This window comes from Tractidigestivibacter sp. (genome assembly GCF_057241865.1).
This window is the reverse complement of record NZ_DBHHPX010000056.1, coordinates 1-11,268: the sequence shown is the minus strand read 5'-3', so window position 1 is coordinate 11,268 and position 11,268 is coordinate 1. Positions and strand designations below refer to the sequence as shown.

General features: G+C 61.2%; 8 protein-coding genes and 3 tRNA genes. 6 read left to right on the top strand and 5 right to left on the bottom strand.

Annotated elements, in window-relative coordinates:
• Positions 1-321 precede the first annotated feature (321 nt).
• Both nifJ and ACO59D_RS12195 read right to left on the bottom strand, forming a co-directional pair.
• Positions 322-3,876 (bottom strand): pyruvate:ferredoxin (flavodoxin) oxidoreductase, encoded by a 3,555-nt coding sequence (nifJ, locus tag ACO59D_RS12200; protein WP_485127213.1) that lies wholly within the window; start codon positions 3,874-3,876, stop codon positions 322-324.
• Positions 3,877-4,233: 357 nt separating this feature from the next.
• Complete coding sequence (locus tag ACO59D_RS12195; RefSeq protein WP_485127212.1) at positions 4,234-4,893, bottom strand: hypothetical protein; 660 nt, start codon at positions 4,891-4,893, stop codon at positions 4,234-4,236.
• A gap of 219 nt (positions 4,894-5,112) precedes the next feature.
• On the opposite strand from ACO59D_RS12195, the gene ACO59D_RS12190 reads away from it, so the two are divergent.
• The 4 genes from ACO59D_RS12190 (at position 5,113) to ACO59D_RS12175 (ending at position 7,283) form a co-directional block, all read left to right on the top strand.
• Positions 5,113-5,841 carry a GNAT family N-acetyltransferase gene (locus tag ACO59D_RS12190; protein ID WP_485127211.1) on the top strand — a complete coding sequence of 243 codons (729 nt, stop codon included), beginning with the start codon at positions 5,113-5,115 and terminating at the stop codon, positions 5,839-5,841.
• Positions 5,842-5,860: 19 nt separating this feature from the next.
• Positions 5,861-6,874 carry a tRNA glutamyl-Q(34) synthetase GluQRS gene (gluQRS, locus tag ACO59D_RS12185; RefSeq protein ID WP_485127210.1) on the top strand — a complete coding sequence of 338 codons (1,014 nt, stop codon included), beginning with the start codon at positions 5,861-5,863 and terminating at the stop codon, positions 6,872-6,874.
• A 92-nt stretch (positions 6,875-6,966) separates the two neighbouring features.
• Positions 6,967-7,057: transfer RNA gene (locus ACO59D_RS12180), tRNA-Ser, on the top strand.
• A 149-nt stretch (positions 7,058-7,206) separates the two neighbouring features.
• A tRNA-Arg gene (locus tag ACO59D_RS12175) sits at positions 7,207-7,283 on the top strand.
• 66 nt (positions 7,284-7,349) lie between these two features.
• On the opposite strand, the gene ACO59D_RS12170 is transcribed toward ACO59D_RS12175, so the two are convergent.
• Positions 7,350-7,739 carry a hypothetical protein gene (locus tag ACO59D_RS12170; RefSeq protein ID WP_130810418.1) on the bottom strand — a complete coding sequence of 130 codons (390 nt, stop codon included), beginning with the start codon at positions 7,737-7,739 and terminating at the stop codon, positions 7,350-7,352.
• Positions 7,740-7,923: 184 nt separating this feature from the next.
• Between ACO59D_RS12170 and ACO59D_RS12165 the strand changes: the two genes are divergently transcribed.
• Positions 7,924-8,874, top strand: coding sequence for a patatin-like phospholipase family protein (locus tag ACO59D_RS12165; protein WP_485127209.1), 951 nt, complete (start codon positions 7,924-7,926; stop codon positions 8,872-8,874).
• A gap of 115 nt (positions 8,875-8,989) precedes the next feature.
• Here ACO59D_RS12165 and serS read toward each other — a convergent pair whose 3' ends face one another.
• Positions 8,990-10,276, bottom strand: coding sequence for a serine--tRNA ligase (serS, locus tag ACO59D_RS12160; RefSeq protein ID WP_485127208.1), 1,287 nt, complete (start codon positions 10,274-10,276; stop codon positions 8,990-8,992).
• Between the two features lie 147 nt (positions 10,277-10,423).
• On the opposite strand from serS, the gene ACO59D_RS12155 reads away from it, so the two are divergent.
• On the top strand, positions 10,424-10,618 hold the full coding sequence (locus tag ACO59D_RS12155; RefSeq protein WP_130810424.1) for a DUF6724 family protein: 195 nt from the start codon (positions 10,424-10,426) through the stop codon (positions 10,616-10,618).
• Between the two features lie 443 nt (positions 10,619-11,061).
• Here ACO59D_RS12155 and ACO59D_RS12150 read toward each other — a convergent pair.
• Positions 11,062-11,148: transfer RNA gene (locus ACO59D_RS12150), tRNA-Leu, on the bottom strand.
• Positions 11,149-11,268 lie beyond the last annotated feature (120 nt).

Below are 11,268 nucleotides of genomic sequence, written 5' to 3'. Positions count from 1 at the left end.
CTTCTCGGCGCAGACATCACTCGCCTGTGCTACCCACTAGAAACGCGGAAGAGCCAGAAATACCCGGTCAAGCGTACGCACAATGCCTAACTTTTGACGGCACCCTAGCGTTTGCCCAGTTGGCCGGGGAAGGCTTGGTAAAAGGTGGGCGTTGTGCGTACGCACGACGGGACTTTCTCACCAGAGGGATCCATCTCGCATCTTCTTATGACAGATTCCTCTGCTTGTGCGTACGCATGCCGAGCAAAGAGGCCCCAACCTTGCGGCGGGGGCCTCTTGAGCTGTGCGGCTTAGCCGGCAGCAGGTCTTACCTAGCAGACGCTACGCGCTGGCGTACATGTCCTTAAGCTTGAGAAGGTGCGCATAGCGAGCCATCGCGGCCTCCTCGTTCTCGGCGAAGAGCTTCTCAGCACGGCCCGGGAACTCGCTGACGAGACGGGCATAACGAGCCTCGTTCATCAGGAAGTCCTGGTAGCCGCCCTTCGGCTCCTTGGAGTCGAGCACGAACTTCTTGCCATCGGGCGCAGAGGGATCGAAGCGGAAGAGGTTCCAGTAGCCGCAATCGACGGCGCGCTTCATCTCCTCCTGGCAGTGCATCATGCCGCCCTTCTTGATGGAGTGCATCTCGCAGGGGCTGTAGCCGATGATCAGCGACGGGCCATCGTAGGCCTCGGCCTCGCGGATGGCCTTCAGGGTCTGCATGGGGTTGGCACCCATAGCGACCTGCGCCACGTAGATGTAGCCGTAGCTCATGGCAATCTCGGCGAGGGACTTCTTCTTGGTCTCCTTGCCTGCGGCAGCGAACTGAGCGACCTGGCCAAGGTTAGACGCCTTGGATGCCTGGCCACCTGTGTTGGAGTAGACCTCAGTGTCGAAGACAAAGACGTTGACGTCGCGGTTCTGGGCCAGGACGTGGTCAAGGCCACCAAAGCCGATGTCGTACGCCCAGCCGTCGCCACCGAAGATCCAGAAGGACTTCTTGGTAAGGTAGGACTTCTCGGCCAAGAGCTTCTCGGCCTCTGGGGTGCCCGCGGCCTCGAGCGCCTTGACGAACGCGGCAGCCGTGGCCTTGGATGCAGCGGCATCGCTACGAGCCTCGAGCCAGTTGGTTGCAGCGGTCTTGAGCTCGTCAGATGCGCCGGACTCGATAAGCGCCTCCGCCATGGCCACAACGCGGTCGCGCTCGGCCTCGTAGCCAACCTCCATGCCAAAGCCGTGCTCGGCGTTGTCCTCGAACAGCGAGTTGTTCCACGCGGGACCGTGGCCCTCGGCGTTCATGGTGTACGGGCAGGTGGCCGCAGGGTTGCCCCAGATGGAGGAGCAGCCGGTGGCGTTGGAGATGAACATGCGGTCGCCAAAGAGCTGGGTCACGAGACGGGCGTAGCTGGTCTCGGCGCAGCCGGCGCAGGAGCCGGAGAACTCAAGCAGCGGCTTGTTGAACTGGGACGCCTTGATGTTGGCGTCACCGGCAAGCTCGTCCTTCTCGGTGACCTTGTTGACGGCGTAATCCCAGACCTCGACCTGATCGGCCTCGGCCTCCTGGGGCACCATCGTAAGGGCACCACCCTCCTCGATTGTGCTCTTGGGGCACATTGCAACGCAGTTGTAGCAGCCCATGCAGTCGAGCGGGGACACGGCGATGGTGAACTTGTAGCCGGTGCCCTTGGGGAGCTTGAGGTCAGTCGTACGCATGGCCTCGGGTGCGGCAGCAACCTCCTCCTCGGTCATGGCAACCGGACGAATCGTGGCGTGCGGGCACACGTAGGAGCAGGTGTTGCACTGGATGCACTTCGAGGGATCCCAGCGGGGAACCATAACGGCAACGCCGCGCTTCTCGTATGCGGAAGCGCCAAGCTCCCACTGACCGTCGGCGTGGTCCTCGAAGGCGGAGACGGGCAGGCTGTCGCCATCCATCATGTCGATGGGGGTGAGCAGCTCCTTGACCTGCCTCACGATGGCCTCGCGGCCCTCAAGCGTGAGCGTGGAGGGCTCGTCCTCGGCGGTTGCCCAGTCGGCAGGCACCTCGAACTTGTGGTACGCGGTGGCACCAGCCTCGATGGCCTTGTGGTTGGCGTCAACGACGGCCTGGCCCTTCTTCATGTAGGACTTGGTCGCGGCGTCCTTCATGTACTGAATGGCGTCCTCGGGAGGAAGCACCTTGGCCAGCGAGAAGAACGCGGACTGGAGCACCGTGTTGGTACGCTTGCCCATGCCAACCTTGGCAGCAAGGTCGATAGCGTCAATCAGGTACACGTTGATGCCATTCTTGGCGATGTAGCGCTTGCCGGCAGCAGGCATCTTCTCGGCGAACTCGGCGTCATCCCACTGGCAGTTCACGAGGAACGTGCCACCAGGCTTAACGTCGCGGACCATCTTGAAGCCCTTGACTATGTAGCTGGGGTTGTGGCAAGCAACGAAGTCGGCCTTGGTAACGTAGTACGGCGAACGGATGGGTGAATCGCCAAAGCGCAGGTGGCTGATGGTGACGCCGCCAGTCTTCTTGGAGTCGTACTGGAAGTAGGCCTGTACGTACTTGTCGGTGTGGTTGCCGATGATCTTGATCGAGTTCTTGTTGGCGCCAACCGTACCGTCGCCGCCGAGACCCCAGAACTTGCACTCGATGGTACCAGGGGCAGCGGTGTTGGGGGCGTCAGGATCCATGGGCAGCGACAGGTTGGTGACGTCGTCCACGATGCCGATGGTGAACTCCTGCTTGGGGGCGTCCTTCTTGAGCTCGTCGTACACGGCGAAGGCTGCCGCGGGCGGCTCGTCCTTGGAGCCGAGGCCGTAACGACCGCCAACAACGGTGATGTTGGAGAGGCCGGCCTCGTACAGAGCGGAGATGACGTCCTCGTAGAGGGGCTCGCCCACGGAGCCGGGCTCCTTGGTGCGATCGAGGACGGCGATCTTCTGGGTGGTCTCAGGCAGGACGGCCACGAGGTGCTTGATGGAGAACGGACGATACAGGTGGACCTCGACCAGGCCGACCTTCTCACCCTTGGCAACCAGGTAGTCGATGACCTCCTTGAGCGTGTCGCAGAAGGAGCCCATGCAGACCACGACGCGGTCGGCATCGGGAGCGCCGTAGTAGTTGAACGGCCTGTAGTCGGTGCCGATGCGCTTGTTGATCTCGTCCATGTAGGCCTCGACGACGTCAGGGAGCTCGTCGTAGAGGGTGTTACAGGCCTCGCGGTTCTGGAAGAACGTGTCGCCGTTCTCGTGAGAACCACGCGCATGCGGGTGCTCGGGGTTGAGCGCGTGGTCACGGAAGGCCTGCACGGCGCCCATGTCGAGCATCTCGCCAAGCTCATCGAAGTCCCACGTGGCGACCTTCTGAATCTCGTGAGAGGTGCGGAAGCCGTCGAAGAAGTTGAGGAACGGGGTCTTGCCCTTGACGGCTGCGAGGTGTGCGACAGGGGACAGGTCCATGACCTGCTGAACGTTGCTCTCGCAGAGCATGGCGAAGCCGGTCTGGCGGCAGGCCATAACGTCGGAGTGATCGCCGAAGATGTTCAGCGACTGCGTTGCGACGGTACGGGCGCTCACGTGGAAGACCGTGGGGAGCTGCTCGGCAGCGATCTTGTACATGTTGGGAATCATGAGGAGCAGGCCCTGAGAGGCAGTGTAGGTGCTCGTGAGGGCGCCCGCACCAAGAGAGCCGTGCACGGCACCGGCGGCACCACCCTCAGACTCCATCTCAACGACCTTGACCGGAGTACCGAAGACATTCTTCATGCCCTTGGCAGCCCACTGGTCGACATGGTCGGCCATGGGGCTAGACGGCGTGATCGGGTAGATGCCCGCCACCTCCGTATAGGCATACGACACCCAAGCCGCCGCCTCGTTGCCGTCCATCGACTTGAATTTTCTCGCCATATCCTCTCCTCCTCGGCAGCACCGCCGCGATAACGGTAATGCCAAACTAAGTGACCCAGGGACTGGCTGGCCCCGAGACTTCTGCCTTGGAACTGCACGGAGCAGTTGTCCAGACGTGTTTTATGATACCGCAATGCACCCATCAAAAGGGTGCAACGGGCAGGTCCTGAGCAATGGGCGCGCTTGGGTACTGCCTGGCAAAATACCCCTATTTAACTAGGGATTATTTGAACTGGGGCAATGCAGGCCGTAGCACTCGCAGCCCTTTGCAAGCACGTGTTACCGCATCAGTAATTGAGCCAATTAAAGTACCGTTCGCCGGGTGAATTAGGTCGTTCGCCGCAAAGCGATTTACAACTACCTCTTTTTCTTCTGAGTCGCAAGAAGCCGAGCGTACCCCTCGGCCAGTCGTGCCCCGCGAGGCCCTCCGGCATCCGTCGCACATACGACGCCATGCTCGTCTGACACGAGAAACACCTCGTCGTGGTTGAGCGTGCCGTCGAGAAGGCCTTGGGCGACCCCCTCCTCACGCGTGACGGTGATTCCCACCGTATTGGCAAGGTCCTGCACGAGCGTGACGGCGCCCGAGGCATCCTCGGCATCACCCATACCGCAGACGAGAGTGTCACCTTTCACAATCCAGAGCGTCTCTGGGGCAACGCCAGTCTCCTCGGCCTCCTGCGATGACGCGAGCGCGCGGCTTGCGAGCGCTGACGCCGTGGGAGCGTCAATCGGCGTGTAGGGGCCAACGGTCATGGCAGCCTGGCCCCTGTCGTCTATGACAATCATGAGGACACCGTCGGGGTTGCTCGCAGAGCCATTCGCGAGCGTCCACTCGATGTGCTGCTTGGCCCATGCCACCAATTGGGTCGAAACCGCTCGCCCGTTCACCATGCGTTTCGAAAGGGCTCGAAGGTGGCGGTTCTCCATGGGCAACCTGCCCGATGCCAGCCGCCATCGGCACACGAGGACCGGCTGGCCCAAGGTGAAGTCCTGCTCTGAAACTCTCTCGCTCATCGTTGCCACCCTCCCGACACACTTCCCGTGACGCCGTGAGACCGATTGTACGACCCCTCGACGCCAAGCCGGGGGCCCGCTTAAGCCGGGCGACCACCAGACTGGCTGCGCGACGTTCGCACACGCATCGAGCATAGTACCCGATGCGCCACCTGCGGTACTGTGAGAAGATATGACGCCAAGCAAAGCCAAGTGCAGGAACGTAAGAGGTGCAGATACATGGCATGGCGTGACCAACGCACGCGTAACGAAAGGGCCCAACGACCACCAGTGCTTTCCATTGAGGAGCCCACAGGGCAGGCACTTGCGGATGCGGCAGGGCTGATAGGCAGAACCTGGTATCCAGACGAGCCGGAGGCAAGGCGTGGTGCCTGCGAGAAAATCGAACTCGCACACCACCTCAAGCACGCAACCTACGTACGCGCGGCAATGCTCGGCAACAGATTTGCAGGAATCGTCGCAGCTGCCCCCACGGAGCTGCACCGCCATCCAAAGCCAGGCAACGTAAGCGCCCTGTGGTATCGGGACCATATGCGCGCAGTTGCTCCCTGGGCCGAGAAAACCAGCGACGAGGCCGCCATTGGCGTAGCCCTTGCCCCCATCACTGCCGAGATGGCTCTGACCCAGGAGCTCCTCGAGAGCCAAGACGACCGCGCTGCCTGGGAAGTCACACTTTTAATCGTTGACCCTGCATGCCATGGCAAAGGCGTCGGAAAGGCCCTCTTCATGGGAGCCCTCGACTACCTGAGCCACCAAGGAGCACCGGGCTTCTTCCTGGCAACCGACGACGGCTGTGACTTTGGCTTCTACGACCACCTTGGCCTCGAGCGCATTGCCGAGCGAGAGGCACCTGGCTGCACCGCGCCTTTGGCGGGGCACCACGACAAGGGGCCGTTCCACGTCTACCTCTATGGCGCGCGGCTGGGAGACGAGAGCGATGTGCGCTAGCCCTTCCTGCAGCCGACCGATGATTGCTTCGCAAGCGCCCGTCCCATCGCATCCGCGGGTAGTCGGGCGGTTTGCGCCCACTCCCTCCGGTCGCATGCACCTGGGTAACGTGTTCTCTGCTCTCATGGCATGGCTCTCCGCAAGAAACGCCGGCGGCAGCATGGCCTTGAGAATAGAGGACCTTGACCCACGGGCCCAGGGTCGTTCGACCGCAGAACTGCTTATGGAGGACCTCTCCTGGCTTGGCCTTGACTGGGACGAAGGCCCCTACTTCCAGAGCAAGCGGGGAGACCTGTACTCCGCAGCCATCGGCCGGCTGAGCAGCCGAGGACTCACCTACCCCTGCTTTTGCACGCGTTCCGAACTGCATGCAGCCACCGCGCCCCACGCCTCCGATGGCACCTATGTCTACCAAGGTACGTGCAGAAACCTCTCCCCCGATGAAATTGTCCGCAAGTCCAGGCTGCGACCGCCCGCCACAAGGCTCCGCGTGCCCCACGAGAACGACCCTACAGGCACCATCTCCTTCGATGACCTGGTCTACGGCCGCCACACCGAAGTGCTCGCACACGAATGCGGTGACTTTCTCGTTCGCAGAAGCGACGGCGTTGTTGCCTACCAGCTCGCCGTGGTTGTCGATGACGCCCTCATGGGCGTGACCCAGGTGGTTCGCGGACACGACCTTCTTGGGTCTGTGCCTCGCCAGATTTACCTCCAGCGCCTGCTTGGGTTTCCCACACCGTCCTACGCCCATGTCCCTCTGCTTATCAATCCGGACGGACGACGTCTCTCCAAGCGCGATCATGACCTTGACCTTGGCGTTATTCGCGAGAGTGGCTATAGCGCGCATCAGGTTGTTGGGTTTCTCGCCTCCCTTGTAGGGCTTGCGGAGAGGGACGAGGAAATCTCGGCGGACGAGCTTGTACCGCGCTTCTCGTGGAATGCTCTCCGTGGGCACGGGCCCGACATCGTAATGGAACATAGGGCATGCCCTCCTTTCGTAGGAGCTTCCCGCAAAAACTTTGGCCGATAAGAGATGGGGAACGGTTGGGGAACGTCCCCATCTCTTAAAACTGGGTTGTGACGAGCCGGGTTTGTGGGGTATCATGCTTGGGCACAACGTTCGGAGAGCTGACCGAGAGGCCGAAGGTGCTCGCCTGCTAAGCGAGTATTCCCTCCAAGGGAATCTGGGGTTCGAATCCCCAGCTCTCCGCCAGTTGCGACTACCGCGAACCCCGTCCTGAGTTATTTCCGGGCGGGGTTCGTTGTATTTTGGGCCTATCTCGCCACCAGTGCGACAAAGAATATGTGCGGGAAATAACCCTTGACTCCCCGAGGCTTTCGTGTCATATTATCTAACCGCACGCGCCGTTACCTCAGCTGGATAGAGGACCTGACTACGAATCAGGGCGTCATAGGTTCGAATCCTATACGGCGCACCACGCAAACACAGGCCAGACGGGTTTTCTCGTCTGGTCTTTTTGTTGCCCTGGCTCAGCCTCCAACGCCTAGCATCCCCCTGACACCGGCCGGTATGTCACGCCCGTCGCGGAACCAAGCGACTGGTACGAATATGAGACCCTGTGCGCATCGCAGAGATCCATGAGGTCCACAAGCGCATGCTCGCCGCTGTCGAAATAGGAATGCAGGCGAGAGTTCATCTCGGCTCCAGCACCCAACGCCGATGCAAGGCAGCCAATGACCTCTGGCGCAAAGACAATCTGCAGTTTGTGCCGAGGCTCGCCGTACGCAACGCTAGCCGATGGTCCGCTTACCTCCTCGCTCACCATAAGAGAGCCGTCCCCAGAGTAGCCCGACTCGATGACCGTGACGTCGCCCATCTTCTCCTTTCGAGCTATGACCTGCATCTCTTTGCCCCACATGCTCTTCTCTGCCATCTTTATACCTCCCGACTGATTGTGTGTTGAGAGAAGTCTACTCCATCGACATGAAAAAATAGAACATATGTTCTTGTTATTCGCTCACCGATGCTTCTCTTCGGTGAGTGGCAGGCCCCGTGCGTGGTGCAGGATTTCTTTCCGGGGTACCTTAGAACCTAGTTACCGAGGGATGGAGGACAGCATGAGCAAGGTCAACGGGGTGGGCGTTGCGTTCTGTGGCGGCGGCTTCCGCTCGTACGCCGAGGTCGCAGTTGTCGAGGACCTGGCGCGAGAGGGAATCACCATCGGTGCCGTTGCAGGCACTTCGATGGGGTCGCTCGTAGCATCCCTCGTGGGCGCGGGGCTCTCCCCTCGCCGCGTCGCGGAACTCTTGGTAGAGCTGGACCGTCGCGTTGTGGAGACGGGCACCCTCAAGAACCTACGTCTGCGTGCCATCGCCATGGTAGCTTCAAACGGCATAGTCGAATCCGAGAAGATGCAGGAGCTTGCGCGAGAAGTCCTTGGCGAGGCGGGCGTCCACACCTTTGCGGACTTCATCATACCCGTAGCCATGCCGGCGGTAGACATTGTCTCGGGCGAGCTTGCCGTGTTCACGAACGACCCAGACCTCTTTAGGAGCACGGGAGCTGGCTGGACCTGCATCTCGGGAGACGACCTCGACGTTGCAAGCTGCGCATGCGCATCGGCCTCGTATCCCCTGGTGATAGCCCCAACATCCTACCGTGGCCACGTCTACATGGACGGCGGCTGCCGCATGAACCTTCCCACGCCGCTCTTTGACCGCAGCTCGGTTGACGCCGTGGTGGGTGTGGGGATGATCCGTCAGATGGAGCCCCTGCACGACCTCAAACCCCTTGCCATAGCCCAGAGGACCATGTCGTGCGGCGCAAACCAGCTTGACCGCCTGCACGCACAGGCCGCCGACATCTACGTTAACCTGCCCGTCTCGGGCACGGACGCCTTCCAGGCGGGGACCGGTCAGCTTGCCATCGACGAGGCGCGAGAGATGCTCCGTGCCAACCCCGTCGACTGGAGCGCCGCTCGACCCAGCGCCTTCTCCGCAATGCGGCGCGTCGCGGTCGACGCCATTGCCAGCATGGTCCGTGGCTGGCAGAACTCCCAGCAGAGCTAGGGGCAAACCACAGAGGCGCACTTCCCAGACCTCCAAACGAAGAAGGGGGCACCGTCACCAGGCGACGCCCCCTTCGTAGCGCATGCCAAAGCCAACCGCAGCCCAGCGATACCAGCTACGCGAGAGGCCTGATGACCTCCATGTCGCGCATGTACGGACGCAAAACCTCGGGCACCGTGATCGAGCCGTCAGCGTTCTGGTAGTTCTCCATGATTGCCGCCATGGTGCGGCCAACGGCGAGACCGGACCCGTTGAGCGTGTGGACCAGGCGCGTGCCCTTGAACTCCGCGGGATCCTTGTAGCGAATGTTCGCACGGCGAGCCTGGAAGTCCCAGCAGTTGGAGCAGGAAGAAATCTCCTTGTAGCTGTTGTAGCTAGGCAGCCAGGCCTCAAGGTCATAGCACTTGGTAGCAGAGAAGCCAATATCGCCGGTGCAGAGCGAAACCACGTGATAGGGCAGGCCAAGGAGCTGCAGGCACCTCTCCGCCTCGGCAACCATGCTCTCAAGCTGGTCCATGGAGTCCTCAGGCTTGGCAAACTTGACCATCTCCACCTTGTCGAACTCGTGCACACGGATGATGCCGCGCGTGTCCCGACCGGCAGAGCCTGCCTCCTCGCGGAAGCACGGTGTGAACGCGGTGTACCAGAGCGGCAGCTTATCTCCGTCGAGAATCTCGTCCCTGTGGATGTTGGTGAGCATGACCTCGGCCGTGGGGATGAGGTACATGCCGCCGCTCACGTGGTAGAGGTCCTCGTCGAACTTGGGCAGCTGGCCCGTGCCAAACAGGGATTCGTGGTTGGTGATGACGGGTGGCCACCACTCGGTAAAGCCGGCCTTCACATGCGTGTCAATGAAGAAGTTGATGAGCGCGCGCTCCATGAGGGCACCGGCACCACCAAGCAGGTAGAAGCGCGTGCCCGCAAGCTTGATGCCGCGCTCGAAGTCAATCATGCCCGTGGAGGAGCCCAGGTCCCAGTGTGCCTTGGGCTCAAAGTCGAACTTCGTGGGCTCTCCCCAATGGCGAACCTCGGGGTTGTCGGAGTCATCAACGCCGTAGGGTACGGACTCGTGCGGGATATTGGGAATTGCGGCGACAAGGTCGAAGAGGTCCTTCTCGACCTTGGTGCGCCTCTCGTTGAGCTCCGCGATGCGGTCCTTGCTGGCTGCGACTTTGGCCTTTGCGGCCTCCGCCTCATCCTTCTTGCCCTCGCGCATGAGCTGGCCAACCTGCTTGGAGATGGCATTGCGGTCAGCCTGCAGCTGCTCCACCTCTGAAATGACCGAGCGACGCTCTCCATCAAGCTCGAAGAAGCGCTCGCGATCCCAGTGCGCGTTCTGACGAGAAGCGCAGGACTTATCGACGAGGTCTGGATTCTCTCGCACGAACTTGATGTCGAGCATGTGTGAACTCCCTTGCTTATGTGCGTCGATACCCCGTGGTGAGGTCTGGCGCGCCAAGGCCACATCTGCGGCCCGGCGGCGTTCCAAGTATATACTTGTGCGGTATCCGTTGGCCCCTTGCGGGCCTAGCGCCCGGGAGGCTTACGTATGGAGGACTTCATCACCTGGCTTTTCACTGACAGGACCGGCGTGGTATGCCTCGTTGTGGGCGGCATGTTGGTCTGCCTGCTCATTTCCTTCATCCTTGAGCGCCGCACGCGCGAGCGCTATTACAATCACGAGAAGTCCGAGGACGACTGGGACCTCTTTGGCGACGACGAGGACGAGGACGCCGACAAGTAGGGCATTCTTGTGCCGAGAAACGCGCGACATCCTGCCTCGAGGAGGGCGGCTGGCAGAAAAGTGGGGTCGTGCGTACGCACAACCCACAACTTCTACCAATTTTGCTCCCCTAGGACTTCTCCCGGGTAGAAAAGTGGGGTCGTGCGTACGCACAACCCACAAGCTCTGACATGGCCCCGACGTTTGCCCAGTTGGGCGAGAAACCCCTGGCAACAGATGGTGATGGTGCGTACGCACAAGTGAGCTTTCCTGCCACCGCACGCCCGCCCAGGCCCGTTTCTGGCAGAAAATCCTGATCGAGCGTACGCACGAGTGGCTTTCTCTGCCACCGCACACACCACAGGCGTGAGAACTCCTATCCATCGACGCCGGTACCAATTCAATTCCTTGCTCACAGAGAGCGCCTCCGCTGGAGAATCCAACGGAGGCGCTCTGGCAATTCATGGTGCGGGCGAAAGGACTTGAACCTTCATGAGATTGCTCTCATACGGACCTGAACCGTACGCGTCTGCCAATTCCGCCACGCCCGCGTGCTGGGATATATTACAGCATCCCGCCGCAAATGCCAACTGGAGATTCACAAAATCGGGTAGTCTACGCCCCCATCTGGGCGCGGGTCTCGTCGATGATGCGGCGCACCTCCGCGGCGC